The sequence below is a fragment of the Paenibacillus durus genome (genome assembly GCF_000756615.1).
Lineage (GTDB): Bacteria > Bacillota > Bacilli > Paenibacillales > Paenibacillaceae > Paenibacillus_AQ > Paenibacillus_AQ durus.
In genome coordinates this window covers 765,262-779,921 of record NZ_CP009288.1, presented here as the reverse complement: position 1 = coordinate 779,921, position 14,660 = coordinate 765,262, and the positions used below count along the sequence as shown (strand labels likewise).

Sequence of the window (14,660 nt, the reverse complement as noted above, 5' to 3'; positions counted from 1 at the left end):
TCTGATGGGAAAAATCTCAAGTTCAGCTTATATAGATGGCATTCGTAAAAGCGACCATCGTTCGCATGCCTTTTACAATTCCCCATAATTCGGCCCTCGCCCAGATCAATCCGTCTGCCGGGATGCTGAATCTGTGGATCTGGTCGGCCGATCGGGCGGCAAACTGTGCAAGAGTTCCCGAATTACCTGTAATTTTTAACGCAAAATCCTGAGCCGGCAGTTCCCACAGCGTCTGCCTAACGGAAAAGTCGATCTTCACATGGAGATTGATCAAGTCTGCTCCATTTTCCACAGGGACGGATTCGCCGATGCCGTACCATGTGCCGTCGGCCTCTGCCTCCATCGTTACCAGCGGACCGGTCGTTACCGCGGCCCGCCCCTGCGCAAGCGCCCGAACCGCTTGTTGCGAAATCGTTCCCGGCCCGTCATCCAGCCCCAGATAAGTGACCGAGACCGGATCATCCGTAGCCGTCTGTTCATGCCAATCCCGTCCGGACGTGGCCGCGATGCGGATGCCGGCGTTCAGCCGGTCCGTCCATAAGGCGAAGGCCCGCCGATTCTCTGGCTTGACGGGTGCGAACGTTCCCGACCACACTTCGATGTAATCAAGGTCATTCCAGTCCCTGATTTCATATTCCCAGAAACATCCGGTACAGACGGGACTTCCGATCCGAAAAGGATGCGCCATTCCGGCAAGCCCGCCCTGCCCATGCACCATGGAGATTCCTTCGTGAATGTCAGATTGTCCCGCTTTGCGCCAATCCACAAAATTTTGCAATCCAATCGTCACCATATGCCCATGGAAGGTCGTCCACTCCATGCCCGGAATAATGACGACGCCCGTTTCCTGCTGGACTTGCTCACAATCCCCAAGTCCCGACATCGTATTATGATCGGTAAGCGCGATGCAGTCGAAGCCCAGCTTCGCCGCACCTGCGGCCAGTTCCCGCAGAGACTGCCTGCCATCGCTGTGAAAGGTATGCGTATGCAGTTCGGAAGCTAGCCATCGCATGCGGTTTCCGCCCCTTCCGTCCATATGGACAACTCATAAGAACACCGCTCCGTTATGACAGAGTGAGCGCTGATTGTTACATTCCACTCTCCTAAAGCCAGCTTACCGGGCATCAGCCCTTCGGACGCTTCCTGTTCCGACAGGAACAGGCTTTGCTCCGCATCGTGCCTATGGCATGCTCCCCTATATCCGATAGGGTCGTCCATTGACAAGGTAAGGAGATTTTTGAGCGGTAAATACCGCCTCCAGCCTTCCCGGACCGGACTCTGATGCTCCGGGGCAACATAGGAATCGATGGATTTCATAATTAAACCCATCGCCTGCCCCTCGTCTTCCAGCAGCTTGGGCCAGTAGGTGAACCTGAGCCGGATAACTGCGGCAGGCTTGTCTAACTGAAATCCGTATGTGATATGGCGTTTGGAATCAGAAGGGGCAAGCTGTCCTGTGACGTTCAACAGCAGCATCCTATGCCTCCTCTCACTTAAGGGATTCTGGGATCGGTCCCACAAGCTTTACTTTACAGTCCGATTGTTTAGCGTAAATTAACTGGGGGTTCAAGCTTTGTAAAGCGCGGAAGTAAAAAATTCCAGCAAGGGGAGGCTCTAAAGTGCGCCTGCAAATGACCTTTAAAGGCCGCCATTTCAACTTAAAAAAAGGCTGACCTTTAAAGGTCAACCCTTCTGTCATCTATTAAATTATTCGAATTTCCAGCAGTTCAGGCTGAGCGTTCCGTATTGGTACGCCTGGAACATCCGCTGCGCCTTCGTCCCTTTGGCTGCCGTTCCCATCGCATAGAACAGCGGGACAAAATGCTCTTTCCCGTAGGAAGGAACGGCGTCGCGGGCATGAGGAGCCTGTTTGTCATAGGCGAACAGCGCCTCAAGCTCTCCGGCCTCCAGCTTCTCCGCAATCCAACTATCGAAGTCCACCGCCCATTCCGCCGGGTTGCCGCCGTCTTCGAGCATCCTTAAATTGTGGACCAGGCCCCCGCTGCCAATGAAGAGTATACCTTCATCCCTCAGCGGCGAGAGCATGCGTCCGATTGCATACTGCTCCGCCGGGGACCTAAGCGAATCGACGGACAGCGCCACGACCGGAATATCGGCATCCGGAAACATTCGCCGCAGAATAACCCAGACGCCATGATCGATACCCCGGCCCCGAGAAGGCTGATAGGAAAGGTTGCCTGCGGCGAACAGCTCGCCGATCCGGCGGCTGAGGCTGGCATCTCCGGGAGCCGGATAGGTAAGCCGGTACATCTCTTCAGGGAATCCGTAGAAATCATGCAGCGTCTCATGGCGTTCATCTACCGTAACCAGCTGCTCCGGGCTGTCCCAATGCGCCGAGAAGACGGCGATACCGCGCGGGCGCGGCAGTTCCCGGCCAAGCTTTTCCAGAAAAGCGGTGTAGTCATTATCCTCAATCGCAAGCAGAGGGGAGCCGTGTGCGATAAAAAATGCCGGAATTTTCATTGATGCAACCTCCAAACGCTTGGTTTTTGGTGTGCATCTATATTTTAACGTTTCCAGCCTGGTATTGCGAGTAAAGCAGTCCTCCTAGATCATCCAATTTTGCCATTCTTCCTGCACACGCTCCTGTTCGTTCATCCACTCTTTGGTCCGCTTCAGCAGCTGCTGCTGGGCCGGGCCCGAAGAGAAGGTATGATCGGCCTGAAAAATAATCTCCTTATCGCAGCGTCCGTCGGGGCGCGTCCAGAACAGCTTTTGATATAAAAAAGCGTAGTCTACCGGAATCACATCATCCGAGGTTCCATGAATCACGAGCACGTCGCCGCCAAATTTGCCCGCCTCCTGAAAGGGCTGAAAATCGGCCAGCGAGTTAAAATACACCGGTGTGAAGCTGTATCCGGCATGATCGGCAGAACCGGTCTGCACCGCCTGATCGTACGCCTCCCGTCCGACGATTTTCACGATATCATTAAAGGGATAGCCGACGGCCGCCCATAACACGAGATTCTTCACCCGGCGGTCTCTTACCGCTGTAAGCAGGGCAACGGCTCCCCCCAGACTGTGGCCGATCAGCGTTACCTGGGTGGGATCGACATCGGCGCAGCTCAGACCGTAATCAAGCACCGTCCGCGTCTGGGCGATCATCGATTCCACATCCTGAGCTCCGTAATTGCCGCTGCTCTCGCCGCAGCCGATATAGTCGAAACGGATGACCATGTATCCGTCGCCGGCCAGTTCGCGGGCGGCCTTGACGAACAGACGGTCCACGCCGATTCGGCTTCCGATAAACCCGTGGCAGATGACCACGAGCGGCACCCGGTTTTTGCAGCGGCCGGACTTCCCTTCCTTTCCCGGATAATGTATGCTGGCTGTCAGTTCCTCTCCTCTATGCCGGATGGTGATCGCCCGTTCCATGTCTGTACCTCCTGTCATTAATCGCTAATTCAAATATATTATTATTCCGATTAAATTACTATGATTTATATCTTTATAATATCCCTCCTCAATCATTTTGTCAATCATAACGCCGCTTTATCATCATAACGCCGCTTTACACCGGGGCATCGGCTGCGGATGAATTGGCGGAAAGTTTTACGGGATAAGCATGCTGTCGATCTCAAAAAGCTCCAACGTAAAGGGGCGAGGTCAAGCCGGTGATGGTTGTTCGTTCAGCGCCTTGCAAAACAGCTCAGATGCAGGTTTTTAAATCGAAAATGTCTGTTAGCAGGGAAGACCTGAAATTGTACAGGAATTTGACGGTGTGCCAGCTGAAACTGAGGTTGAACGGGTAAAAAACTGCATTTTGGTAGGCATGTTATACCGCAGGGCTTCTATAGCGATGAAAAGATGCACAATTTCAGGCTTTCTGCATCATTTGGCTCATCTCACCTCGTTGTAGTAACAAACTTTCTAAAAAAGAACAATGACCCGCCGAAGGTATGGTTATCCTGCCTGCAGGTCATTGAATTTGTCATATTGCAGCTATGCAGCCGCCGGTGAAGTTAACGCAGTTATTGAAAAGTTTCGCCCGTTTCCTCTCGATCTTCCAGGTCTTTCATCCATTCCTTAGGAGTTTCCGCGGCGCTGTCCGAAAGACTGAAGCCGTCCGAGCCGCCCCAGTCGCAAACCCCGCTGCCGGAAACGCGGGATGTGCCGCCTTCCGCTGAATATTCCGTTTCCCGTTCGTCTTTGCGTCCCATAGAGCGCTGCCCCTTTCTTTTTCAAAATAAAAGCCGGAAATTTCCTTACCGGAAATTACCTTATAAATATTTACCTTCGGGAAAAATATTATGCGGCGGCAGCGCCCGGACGCTTATCCTTGCACGGAACGGCCGGGCAAACGTATACTCTTCGTAGAGAATATCCGCTTGCGGTTACTGGAGGGCAATGCTTACAAGATGAATGTCAGGGACATGATCAAGGAAAACAACCGCCTCAGGGAAAAGATGACGCCGGGCAATCGCTCTTTCTTTGAGGATATGATATTAGCGCTACGGGCCAGCCGGGTGGACGCCGTGCGAACGGAGGAGCTGCTGTTAGAGGCAGCCGACAAGCTGCTGCGCGAGCAGGCCAAAGGCAGGACCGCCCAGCAAATCTTCGGCAGCGATCCGGAAGAATATTTCCGGGAAGCCATCGAGCGCGCGCCGGCCCGTCCCGAGCGCGGCAAGGCCCGCCACTACGCCATGATCTCGTGGACGGCGCTCATCCTGTTGTTCGGCATGCAGGGGATTGCCGGACTTATCACTATATGGAGCCAGGGGACGGCCGGACCGTTCGGCCGCATCAGCCTGTTCACAATGATCGCCGTAGGCCTGGGCTCCATTGCCGGCATCGAGCTGCTGATGAAATGGCTCTCGTCCCTGTCCGAGGACGATGTTCCCAGAATAGGCGGGTTCAACTTAAAAGCGCTGGGCGTATACATTGGCGCCGTAGTCGCCGTTGTGTTCGCCGGACTGTATTTCAGACAGCTGTTCCCGGTATTTACGCTGTCTCCCTGGCACTGTCTGCTGATCTTCGCCTGCGGACTTATCGGCCTAAAGTTTATCTTCTTTCGCAAATAATAGCCAGGGAGGTCCAATCCATGAACAAAACCGCCATTATCGCCGCAACGGCCGCGCTGCTCCTCGTCTTGCCGGCGCTGTGGACGCGTCCGGCTTCCGCGCAGAAGGCTGCCGCTGCCGGACGCGCATCGGCCTCATCAGCCAGTTCCAGCCACGCCGAGGCGGTCTATAGAGCCTATCTGCCGCTGTTGTCCTCTTCCGCCAAGCTGCCGCAGGCAATCGGCTATTTGAACGCCAATATTTACGCCGTCGGATCATACCGCGCCACGATTATGACGCTAAGGCTTGAAAATGTCCAAAAGGCGGCGCTGCCCGCATGGCAGGATAGATTCTATGCAGATGGATTTCAGCGCGAACTGACGGACCTTTACGAGCATGGAGATAGCCTCGCGAAGCTCGCGGACAAGACAGATAACGCAAATTTGCGCTTGCTGCTGCGGGGAGCTGCGGGGAACGGATACAAACTGGAGACGGCCGAAGGATCGTTCTTCCCGGTGATTGATTATGCCGCTTACCGAAAATACAAGATGTATGTAATGAGCGACATCCGCGACTATATTTCCATCATGGCCGTGGAATCGGACCTCCCCTCAAGCAAGGACAACGGCCTTACGATCGCTTGGGCGGAGGTTGCGTCCCGTGCGCTGGCCCAGGAATCCTTCATCGCTGCCTACCCGCGTTCGAACCGGATCGAGACGGTAAAATCGTTATACCGGATGTATGAAATCGACACGTTCTACGGTCTGAACAATACGCCGCTGTTCCATTACGACAACCTGGAGATGGATCTGGAAGCGAGCAAAGCCTATACCGCAGTTCTGGCCAAAAATAACGGCGATAGCCCGTACCTGGAGAAGCTGGACGGCTTCATGAAGCTGCTGAAAGAGCATGATTACAAGCTTACCGATGAAATCGAGGAATACCGCAAGCAGGCGGCGCCTCCAGACATCCCCGCCTCATCGCAGCCGCTCGCCGCTTCGAAGAGAGAACAATAAAAGGCTGGCGCAGGGTTAATGCCTGCGCCAGCCTTATTTATGCCGTCCGGGTCAGATCAGCATATTGAACAGATTCAAGTCCTTGTTCAGTTCGACATAGTCCAGGCCTTTAAGCTTCATCCGCTCAACGAGCGGTTCATAGGCATCCTTGGACAGCAGCTCGATACCGACAAGGGCCGGGCCGTCCTCCTTGTTGTTCTTCTTCGTATATTCGAACCGGGTAATATCGTCGTCAGGACCAAGCACCTCCGACACAAATTCGCGCAGCGCGCCCGCCCGCTGCGGAAAATTAATCATGAAGTAATACTTCAGCCCTTCATAAATCAGCGAGCGTTCTTTAATCTCCTGCATCCGGTCGATATCATTGTTGCCGCCGCTCACGATGCAGACGACCGTCTTGCCGCGAATCTGCTCGCGGTACAGGTCCAGTGCCGCGATCGGCAGCGAACCCGCCGGTTCCACCACGATAGCGTTCTCGTTGTACAGTTCCAATATAGCCGTACAGGCTTTGCCCTCCGGTACCTTAACGATGTCATCAAGCGTGCGGGCGCAAATATCGTAGGTAAGTCCGCCCACCCGCTTTACCGCTGCACCATCGACGAACTTGTCGATCTCCGAAAGCGTAACGACCTTGCCCAGCTTGAACGCTTCGCTCATGGAAGCCGCACCGAGCGGTTCCACGCCGATGACCTTGGTCGACGGGCTGACCGTCTTCACATAACTTCCCACGCCCGCCGCAAGCCCGCCGCCGCCGATAGTCACAAATACAAAATCGGCAGGATCGGCCAGGCTCTCCATAACCTCCATCGCAATCGTTCCGTTGCCTGCGATGATCTTCGGCTCGTCGAACGGATGAATGAGTGTCATTCCGTACTCAACGCAGGCCTGCATCGCTTCTTCGTAAGCGTCGTCGAACGTATCTCCCTTGAGCACTACCTCAACATAATCTCCGCCGAAACGCCGAACCTGCTTCACCTTCTGGCTGGGAGTGGTGCTTGGCATATAGACTTTGCCGTGAATCCCGAGCGCACGGCAGGAGAAAGCGACGCCCTGCGCATGATTGCCCGCGCTGGCGCAGACGATTCCCCGGTTTCTCTCCTCCTCAGAGAGACTGCGGATCATATTATAAGCTCCACGGATCTTAAAAGAGCGCACGACCTGAAGGTCCTCGCGCTTTAGATATACATTGCAATCGTATTTGGCCGACAGCACCTCGTCGCGCTGCAGCGGAGTCCGAACAATGACTTCCCGCAGCATATGATGCGCTCGCACGATGTCTTCCAAACCCACGATCCGGTTGTCGCTTTCTTTCATGAATTCTCCTCGCTTCACTGTCTTGATAGCGTTTCGTATCCGAAACTTGCCGTTTTTGAAATGAACAAAAAGCCGCTTCTTGTAACATACTCCCCCAGCGGCTTTTTTTCAAGCACTGCGGGTTGCAGCAACCGGCAAAACCGGCAAATTTTCGCCAAAATAGGGCTTCCCATCATGAACGTCCAGGGTTCGCTTCAGGTCATTTATGCCGTCAACAAAACGGCCCCTGCGATTAGTAATGAACCGTAGGGGCCGTGACTTATGACTAAGGCCTAAGCCGGCTTACGCCTTGAAACGGGACACCGTTTCCAGCAGCGCCGACGCGCTGGTCCGGATCTCTTCCATCTCCGTCACAATGCTGCCGGATTTCTCGATAATCTGCTCCGTTCTTTCAGCAATACTGCCCGCGCCTTCAGCGCCTTCATTCGTGGCAATGGCCGTTTCGCTGATGGCATGCAGCATACTCTGGATGGATGCGAGCAGTTCTTCCGTAGTCGCGCTGAAATCCGTCACCAGGTCTTCTACATACTTGGCGTCTTCGCTATACTGGGAGCCTGTCTTCTGCATAGCGTCGTAATCCTGCAGGACATGCTTATCCATAAATTGCAGGATATCCTCCGCTCCTTCAACGAGGCTGCCCACAGCCGTAACAACCAATCCGGTTACCTGCATAATTTCATTTACAGCGAGGCGCGAATTCTCCGCCAGCTTGCGGATTTCCTCGGCGACTACGGCAAATCCTCTACCCGCCTCGCCAGCCCGCGCCGCCTCGATCGAGGCGTTCAGGGACAGCAGATTCGTCTGCGAAGCAATCTCCATGATGGAAGTTGTCAGCACCTTGATCTGTTCAATCGACCGGGACTGCTCGATCGCGCTGCGAAGCTTCTCCTCGCTTTGGCCATAGATCTGTTCGGCAGCCCGCCGGGACTCGATGGCCGACTGCTTGAGCCGCTCGGCGCGCTCATTGATTTCCTTGGCCGACCCAGCGCCGCCCTGCGCCTTCAAGGCGATATTGTTGATCGCGCCTTCAATCTCCAGCGTGCTGGCGTTCATCTCTTCCATTGCGGCGGCGGTCTGCTGCATTCCCGCCGACAGCTCCTCGGTTGTGGCGGACACATCGGCAATGTTCTCGTCCAGAGCGAATACATTTTTCTCCGTATTTTCGACATGGTTCGAAATGCTGCGCGAGGTGCGCATGATTTCCCTAATCATGTTCTGCTGGGAGGAAATCATCTCATTGAAGCCTTTGGCCAAAATGCCGATTTCACCTTTAGCCTTGACGTTGGCGCGGACCGACAGGTCCCCGGCCATCGCGGTTCGGAAAGCTTCCGTCAGCACCGGAATCGGTCTCAGGATACTCGCAGCGACGAAATACAGCACTAAGCCTATGATGATGATCGCCGCTACGGTGGACAGGATGAAAATTAACTGGAAGGAGCGCAGGGCGCCCTCCGCAGCTTTTGCCGGAACGACGAGCGCTTCCGCCCATTGATTGTCGACGGCAGGCGCATAGGAGACGTAGCTGGACTGACCGTCAATATTTGCCTTGACGACACCTGAGTCCCACTTCAGCATTTTATCGCCGACCGTCTTCCATTCCTCACCGAGCTCGCCGATCTTCTTAAGCAAAATATAGTCGCTGTTCGGGTGGTAAATGAAAGTGCCGTCCTTATTGACCAGCAGCGCAAATCCGCTGCCCTTGTAGTTGAAGCCCTTCAGCGCCTGCGTAATTTGCTCCGTCGAAATGTCCGCACCCGCCACGCCGATCAGCTTGCCGCTGTCGTCCAGAATCGGAGCGCTGAGCGTAACAACCATTTTGCCGGAGTCGGCGTCAATATAAGGGTCGGTCACAGTAAGCCGGTTATTCTTAACCGCTGCGGCATACCAAGCGCGTTCCTTCATGTTGTAGTCGGCCGGGGGTTCGAACTCACCCTGGGTAATGATTTTGTTAACAGAATCCAGGCCGATATATACGTTCTGCAGATTTTTATTGTTGTCCTTGGTCAGATTAAGTGTGCGAATGAGTTCGCTGTATCCATCCGTCATCTTAATAGCATCCGGAGAGGATACGCTTGTAATGAAGTCCCTTACAAAAGCGTTTGCATCTAACTGCTCCACACTGCCGCCAGCCGGCATGAGCAGTTCGTTCACTTCCGAAGAAATCTGCCGTTTCTCATAATCGAGCGCCTGACGCAAATCATCGACGATAAGCTTCTTAGTATTACTGTAAATGACACCGGCCATGATGGAAAAAATAATAACAATGGACACGATGACAAACAGAAACAGCTTGCCCTTGATTCCCATATCCGAGAGGCGGTGCAGCAATTTCCCGGCAAAGCTCGTTAAACTTGTCTTTACTTCCGCACCTTCGCCCCCCTGTACGGTCTCCGCCTCGAATTCTTCATTAGGTGTCAACTTCTGTACCATGATGATCCCGCCTTCAATATGAATATACCTTTAATCATGCTATCGGATTTCAGCTTGGAGTTCTTTAGGGAATGTAAGGTTTCATGTCGTAAAAACAGATTTTTTTATTTATAGTGTCGAAATTTGACCGTTTTTGCAGCAAAAAAGCCCTTATTCCCCTGTTTTCGAGGAATAAAGGCTTTGACTTAAATCTTAGGCACACCCTACTGCTTAAGCATCCACTTCAGCAGTTCCGGCACACTCGCCCACAGCCGCGAGTGCATGATGACGTACTCGATCGCCTCATTGGCATCGCCCATGCCGATATAATCGGGCAGATTGTGCGGAAGCATTTTGGCGCCCAGCAGATAATCCGGCACATGCTTGTTCACGCCCTTGGCTACGCGATACAGCATTTTCAGGCGGGAGGTAACGCCATGCCGTTTGAATTCCAGCACCATCCGGTCATAGGCAAACGAAGCGGTGCCGTCTTCCTCACCATATGCTTTCAACAGCTTATCCGCATCCGTCAGCCGGTCTATGTACAGATAGACGCCAAGCAGCAGATAACGCGCGCCTGTATTATCATTTGGATTGAGCTCCAGAATATGCTCCAGGACTCCGGCAGCTTCGTCCGCCTCCCCGGCGAACCAGCATGAATTCGCATAGCCTGTACACAGCCGCATATAAGGACGGGTCTCGGGAATCAGCCAGAAGTGCCCTTTATTCTCGGTGAAGAAGGCACTGCCCAGCTCCCGCCTGCCGGCTTCCATCCCCGCCTTTAACAGAGCTCTCGCCTCATCCTCATCTTCCGCCTCATTGGCCAGTACAAGATACGCGCCTGCGCTGTCCGGATCAAATTCAAGCGCGGCTTTGGCCAACTGCGATCTTGACTTAGGCGAACCGGCCGCCATCGCTCTGAATACCAGTTCTTCCGCCTTCTCCTTATCGCTGCCCTTGAGCGACCCGATGATAACTTCGAGCGGAAGCATTTCCCCCGTTCCTCCGGCCGCATGCTCATCGAAATAGGCGCATAGCTCCTTGTATCTGCGGGCAATCGTGGCTTGGGTTACTTCATATTTCCCGGCAAGCTCTCCCTGGGTCAGCATGAAGCCGTATTCCTCGGATAAAAAATATTCTATCGCCGCGCAGAAGGCTCCTTCTTTCTTCACCGTCGGCTTCATCGTCCGTGAAAAGCCATTCCACAGCACCAGCGCTTCCGCGATCAGCTCCTTGTCGAATTCGTATCTCATCCGCTCGATCAGCGTTAGGCCGAGCTGCTCATGCACCGGGCTCTCCCACTGCAAGTCGCGCGTGACTAATTTTCTCAGCTTGGGAAGCGTCAGCTTGCTTCCTTTGGAAGCCGGTTTCTCCTCGGAGGCGGCATGATTCTCCGTAGAGGACTGCACAATCGTTCCGGGCACCGTTGTTCCAGTTAACGAACCCACCAGGCTAAGCGCGGGAGCCTCAGCTCCGCGTTCTTTTCCGATACAACACTTTTTATATTTTTTGCCGCTCCCGCATGGGCACAAGTCATTTCTTCCGATCTTGATCAAAACCTATTCCTCCTTAAATCTGCAGCACACCCATAGTAAACAGCCTGTCCGCATACGGGCAGTATGCACCGCCAGACTGTCCATGTCGGTATTATAGCATTTTTCAACATTTAAAAAGGGCCTTTCCACTATTGGAAAGACCCTTTTATTCTGTCTATATCCGTACATGTTCCCCCGTACGAGTTGTATTATAGCACTTCTTTCACAGCCTGTCAGTCCTTTTTTAGGACATTTAACATAAAAATTTGTGAATTATCCCGAACGAAAGTCTGATTCCAGCTTATTGCAGCGCTTTGGCCGCGATGTCGGTGCGGTTCTGCTTGCCGTCAAAGGAAATCCGATTCGCATTCACGTAAGCGGCATTCCGTGCTTCAGCAATTCCTGCACCGAGCCCGACAACGCCAAGCACCCGGCCGCCGCTGGTCACGATGCTCCCATCAGATCCAAACGCCGTACCGGCATGAAAAATGAGCCCCTCTTCATCGGCCTCGGCCAGCCCGCCGATCGGCACGCCTTTGGGGTAAGAGCCCGGGTATCCCTGTGAAGCCAGCACAACGCATACCGCAGCCTCGGCGCTCCATTCAATATCGATCCCGGCAAGTTGGCCTTCCACCGCCGCAAGGAAGATCTCCAGCAGATCGCTCTTCAGCCTTGGCAGCACGACTTGAGTCTCCGGGTCGCCGAAACGGGCGTTGAATTCGACAGTTTTGGGTGTGCCGTCCGGTGAAATCATCAGTCCTGCGAACAGGACCCCACGGAAAGGCCGGCCCTCGGCAACCATCGCTTTAGCCGTTGGCTCGACAATCGTCTCAATCGCTTGGCGGATGATGGCGTCGTCGATATGCGGCAGCGGGGAATAGGTGCCCATCCCGCCGGTATTAGGGCCTTTATCGCCGTCAAAGACTGGCTTATGGTCCTGCGCCGCAGGCATCGGACGCACCGTCTCGCCGTCCACGAAGGCCAGAATCGACATTTCCTGTCCCGCCAGAAATTCCTCGATCACAACCTGGCTGCCGGACTCGCCGAATATGCGGGACACCATCATGTCCTCCAGCGCCTTCTCCGCTTCCTCGCGGGAGTAGGCCACGGTTACGCCCTTGCCCGCCGCAAGACCATCCGCCTTGATGACGATCGGCAGCGCCTGCTCCTTCAAATAAGCTGAAGCTTCGGCGTAGTCGGTAAACTTCCGGTAAGCCGCCGTCGGAATATTGTATTTATGCAGCAGGTCTTTCATGAACGCTTTGCTGCCCTCGATCTCGGCCGCGTTCTTGCGCGGTCCGAACACCTTGAGGCCTTCTGCCTCAAGAACGTCTACAATGCCCGCAGCCAGCGGATCGTCCGGTCCCACGACGACGAGCCCGACCTCTTTTTCCTTGGCGAACGCAGCCAGCTTGTCGAACTCGAACACGCCGATCGGCACGCACTCCGCCACCTGCGCGATCCCGGCGTTGCCGGGCGCGCAGTAAATTTTATCCGCTTTGGGGCTTTTGGACAGGCTCCAGCATATTGCATGCTCCCGTCCTCCGCCGCCGATTACCAATATATCCATTCCTAATAAAACCTCCGGTCGGTTCTAGTGTTTGAAATGACGGACGCCAGTGAAGACCATGGCGATTCCGTGCTCATTCGCGACCTTGATCGATTCCTCGTCCCGTACGGAGCCGCCCGGTTGAATGACCGCCGTAATGCCCGCTTTAGCTGCGATCTCCAGCGTATCGCCCATCGGGAAGAACGCATCGGACGCCAGCACCGCACCTTTAGCTTTCTCTCCGGCCTGTTCGATGGCGATCTTCGCAGCGCCTACGCGGTTCATTTGTCCCGCGCCCACGCCGACTGTCATGTCATCCGCCGCAAGCACGATAGCGTTCGACTTCACATGCTTGACGACCTTCCAGCCGAACAGCAGCTGCTTCAGCTCTTCCTCGGTCGGCTTACGGTCCGTTACGACTTTGAGTTCATCCGGATCAATGGAGTGAACGTCACTTTCCTGCACGACCATGCCGCCTTCAACCGTCGTGACGACAAAGCTGCTCTTCCGAGCTGCGGCCGCGCCAAGCCCTCCGATTTTGAGCAGGCGGATGTTCTTCTTCTTCGTGAGGATCTCCAGCGCTTCATCCGTAAAGCCCGGAGCGAGAATAATTTCCAGGAAAACTTCCTTCAGCAGATTCGCTGTATCGGAATCAATATACCGGTTCGCCGCCACGATGCCGCCGAAGATGGAGACCGGATCGGCGTTGTAGGCTTTTTGATAAGCCTCAAAGATGCTCTCGCCGACGCCGACGCCGCACGGATTCATATGCTTCACCGCTACAACCGCCGGTTCATCGAATTCCTTGACGATTTGCAGCGCTGCGTTGGCGTCGTTGATATTGTTGTAGGACAATTCCTTGCCGTGCAGCTGCTCGGCGCCTGTCAGCGTGTCCTGAGCCGCCAGCGGTGTGCGGTAGAAAGCCGCCTTCTGATGCGGGTTCTCGCCGTAGCGCAGATCCTGAATCTTCTCGTAAGTTACCGTGTAGCGCTCCGGCAGCGGTTCACCGGTCACATTGGACAGATAGTCGGAAATCAGAGCGTCGTAAGCCGCCGTATGGCGGAATACTTTTGCCGCAAGCCGTTTGCGGGTTTCAAGCGTCGTGTCACCGCCCGCGCGCACTTCTTCAAGCACCTTGGCGTAATCGTCGGCATCCACCACTACGCTCACAAACGCATGGTTCTTCGCCGCCGAACGCAGCATGGTCGGTCCGCCGATATCGATGTTCTCAATCGCTTCCTCGTAACTCACATCGGGCTTGGCGATTGTCTCCGCGAACGGATACAGATTCACGACCACCAGGTCGATGTAATCCAGGCCCAGCTCGGTCATCTGGCGCGTATGCTCTTCGTTGTCCCGGACCGCCAGCAGGCCGCTGTGAACAGCAGGATGCAGCGTTTTAACGCGTCCGTCCATGATTTCGGGAAAGCCCGTCACGTCGGAGATTCCGATCACCGGCACGCCTTCTTTGGCCAAAAGGGTGCTCGTTCCGCCTGTGGAGATGATTTCTACGCCCAATGCCGACAGCTCGCGGCAAAAATCCACGATGCCCCGTTTATCCGATACGCTGACCAGCGCTCTTTTGATACTCACTTTGTATAGTCCTCCTCCGTGTTGTCTTGTAGTTTAATGGGTGAAACATTGACTGCATAAATAGTTAAGGGGGTTGCCCGGACGCTCTTGCAATATCCGCAAAAGCCACTCGAATCGACCGATTTCCGTATACCCAGATGGTACATACTATTTTCACGGCTCATCCGCCCGTTTATTCAACACTTCTCGCCGCTTGTGCATTATTTCCCGAGAAATATCAAAT

12 protein-coding genes are annotated in these 14,660 nt (G+C 54.4%); 2 read left to right on the top strand and 10 right to left on the bottom strand.

From position 1 onward, the window contains the following. Positions 1-22: 22 nt before the first annotated feature. The 5 genes from PDUR_RS03555 to PDUR_RS03535 form a co-directional block, all read right to left on the bottom strand. Positions 23-1,012, bottom strand: a complete 990-nt coding sequence (locus PDUR_RS03555; protein ID WP_042205130.1) for a CehA/McbA family metallohydrolase — start codon at positions 1,010-1,012, stop codon at positions 23-25. Next, positions 1,000-1,476, bottom strand: a complete 477-nt coding sequence (locus tag PDUR_RS03550) for a hypothetical protein (protein ID WP_042205128.1) — start codon at positions 1,474-1,476, stop codon at positions 1,000-1,002. The genes PDUR_RS03555 and PDUR_RS03550 overlap by 13 nt, the downstream gene beginning before the upstream one ends. A 231-nt stretch (positions 1,477-1,707) precedes the next feature. Then, complete coding sequence (locus PDUR_RS03545; RefSeq protein ID WP_042205127.1) at positions 1,708-2,484, bottom strand: DODA-type extradiol aromatic ring-opening family dioxygenase; 777 nt, start codon at positions 2,482-2,484, stop codon at positions 1,708-1,710. Between the two features lie 84 nt (positions 2,485-2,568). Continuing rightward, entirely contained in the window at positions 2,569-3,396 is an 828-nt protein-coding gene (locus PDUR_RS03540; protein WP_042205125.1) for an alpha/beta hydrolase family protein, read from the bottom strand. A 596-nt stretch (positions 3,397-3,992) separates the two neighbouring features. Further along, a complete protein-coding gene (locus PDUR_RS03535) occupies positions 3,993-4,181 on the bottom strand; it encodes a hypothetical protein (protein ID WP_042205123.1) in 189 nt (62 codons plus the stop codon). Between the two features lie 90 nt (positions 4,182-4,271). Here PDUR_RS03535 and PDUR_RS03530 point away from each other — a divergent pair, with 90 nt between their 5' ends. Both PDUR_RS03530 and PDUR_RS03525 read left to right on the top strand, forming a co-directional pair. Further along, positions 4,272-5,042, top strand: a complete 771-nt coding sequence (locus tag PDUR_RS03530; RefSeq protein ID WP_042205122.1) for a DUF1129 family protein — start codon at positions 4,272-4,274, stop codon at positions 5,040-5,042. A gap of 20 nt (positions 5,043-5,062) precedes the next feature. Then, positions 5,063-6,037 (top strand): hypothetical protein, encoded by a 975-nt coding sequence (locus PDUR_RS03525; protein WP_052409984.1) that lies wholly within the window; start codon positions 5,063-5,065, stop codon positions 6,035-6,037. Positions 6,038-6,088: 51 nt separating this feature from the next. On the opposite strand, the gene ilvA is transcribed toward PDUR_RS03525, so the two are convergent. From ilvA to purH, 5 genes are all read right to left on the bottom strand, one after another. Further along, the gene (gene ilvA / locus PDUR_RS03520) at positions 6,089-7,351 is read right to left on the bottom strand and encodes a threonine ammonia-lyase IlvA (protein WP_042205121.1); all 1,263 of its coding nucleotides are present in this window, start codon (positions 7,349-7,351) and stop codon (positions 6,089-6,091) included. 282 nt (positions 7,352-7,633) lie between these two features. Beyond that, positions 7,634-9,781, bottom strand: coding sequence for a methyl-accepting chemotaxis protein (locus PDUR_RS03515; RefSeq protein ID WP_042205120.1), 2,148 nt, complete (start codon positions 9,779-9,781; stop codon positions 7,634-7,636). Between the two features lie 203 nt (positions 9,782-9,984). Beyond that, positions 9,985-11,316 (bottom strand): tetratricopeptide repeat protein, encoded by a 1,332-nt coding sequence (locus tag PDUR_RS03510; RefSeq protein WP_042205119.1) that lies wholly within the window; start codon positions 11,314-11,316, stop codon positions 9,985-9,987. Positions 11,317-11,596: 280 nt separating this feature from the next. Then, positions 11,597-12,865, bottom strand: coding sequence for a phosphoribosylamine--glycine ligase (gene purD, locus PDUR_RS03505; protein WP_042205118.1), 1,269 nt, complete (start codon positions 12,863-12,865; stop codon positions 11,597-11,599). A 24-nt stretch (positions 12,866-12,889) separates the two neighbouring features. Next, positions 12,890-14,437 carry a bifunctional phosphoribosylaminoimidazolecarboxamide formyltransferase/IMP cyclohydrolase gene (purH, locus tag PDUR_RS03500; RefSeq protein ID WP_042205117.1) on the bottom strand — a complete coding sequence of 516 codons (1,548 nt, stop codon included), beginning with the start codon at positions 14,435-14,437 and terminating at the stop codon, positions 12,890-12,892. Between the last annotated feature and the right edge of the window lie 223 nt (positions 14,438-14,660).

What these genes read in the sequence shown, in the direction of transcription:
- PDUR_RS03515 (WP_042205120.1), bottom strand. Translation starts at nt 9,781, where the DNA reads ATGGTACAGAAGTTGACACCTAATGAAGAATTCGAGGCGGAGACCGTA.
- PDUR_RS03545 (WP_042205127.1), bottom strand. Translation starts at nt 2,484, where the DNA reads ATGAAAATTCCGGCATTTTTTATCGCACACGGCTCCCCTCTGCTTGCG.
- PDUR_RS03555 (WP_042205130.1), bottom strand. Translation starts at nt 1,012, where the DNA reads ATGCGATGGCTAGCTTCCGAACTGCATACGCATACCTTTCACAGCGAT.
- PDUR_RS03540 (WP_042205125.1), bottom strand. Translation starts at nt 3,396, where the DNA reads ATGGAACGGGCGATCACCATCCGGCATAGAGGAGAGGAACTGACAGCC.
- PDUR_RS03525 (WP_052409984.1), top strand. Translation starts at nt 5,063, where the DNA reads ATGAACAAAACCGCCATTATCGCCGCAACGGCCGCGCTGCTCCTCGTC.
- purD (WP_042205118.1), bottom strand. Translation starts at nt 12,865, where the DNA reads ATGGATATATTGGTAATCGGCGGCGGAGGACGGGAGCATGCAATATGC.
- PDUR_RS03550 (WP_042205128.1), bottom strand. Translation starts at nt 1,476, where the DNA reads ATGCTGCTGTTGAACGTCACAGGACAGCTTGCCCCTTCTGATTCCAAA.
- ilvA (WP_042205121.1), bottom strand. Translation starts at nt 7,351, where the DNA reads ATGAAAGAAAGCGACAACCGGATCGTGGGTTTGGAAGACATCGTGCGA.
- PDUR_RS03530 (WP_042205122.1), top strand. Translation starts at nt 4,272, where the DNA reads ATGCGGCGGCAGCGCCCGGACGCTTATCCTTGCACGGAACGGCCGGGC.
- PDUR_RS03535 (WP_042205123.1), bottom strand. Translation starts at nt 4,181, where the DNA reads ATGGGACGCAAAGACGAACGGGAAACGGAATATTCAGCGGAAGGCGGC.